Source organism: Nonomuraea lactucae (assembly GCF_003313395.1).
Taxonomy (GTDB): Bacteria; Actinomycetota; Actinomycetes; order Streptosporangiales; family Streptosporangiaceae; genus Nonomuraea; species Nonomuraea lactucae.
The window spans coordinates 1-614 of record NZ_QNFZ01000325.1; the positions used below are offsets into that span (position 1 = coordinate 1).

General features: G+C 69.1%; 1 protein-coding gene. It reads left to right on the forward strand.

The window, feature by feature from the left end:
- Positions 1-105 precede the first annotated feature (105 nt).
- Complete coding sequence (locus DQW85_RS21740; RefSeq protein WP_162795192.1) at positions 106-519, forward strand: CHRD domain-containing protein; 414 nt, start codon at positions 106-108, stop codon at positions 517-519.
- Positions 520-614 lie beyond the last annotated feature (95 nt).

A 614-nucleotide genomic window follows, 5' to 3' on the forward strand; every position in this document is an offset into this window, starting at 1 on the left:
ACCGCGGCGCTCGCCCTGAGCGCGCTGGCGGCACCCGCCGGGGCCAGCACCGCGAGCACCGCGAGCACCGCGAGCTCCGGGGCGAGCAGCGTGACCGCGTCCGCCGTGGCCGACACGAACGGCACCGTAGGCAGCAAGTACTACACGACCGTGCTCCTGGGCAGGAACGAGGTGCCCGAGCCCGGCAAGAAGGTCAACGACCGTAACGGCATCGCGATCGCGAAGTTCCGCATCCACGGCCAGCGCTTCTACTACTTCGTCCAGTGGAAGAGGACCGGGAGGCCCACCGCCTTCCACATCCACCGTGGCAAGGCCGGCACGAACGGCCCCGTCGTCATCGACCTGCTCACCAACGGCAAGATCCGCGGCAACACCAGCTTCGGCTCCGTCCGCGTCAAGGACATCAGCGTCCTCAAGGGCATCAAGAAGAACCCCAAGAACTGGTACGCCAACCTGCACACCGGGGAGTTCCCCGACGGCGCCGTCCGCGGCCAGCTCCACAAGGGCCACCGCTGGTAGCACCCGCAGCGGGCAGCGGTTCACGTCCGCGCCGCCACACCAGGCCGCAGTCAGGGCCGTCCTCCTTCCCGTCCTCTGAGACGGGAAGGAGGACG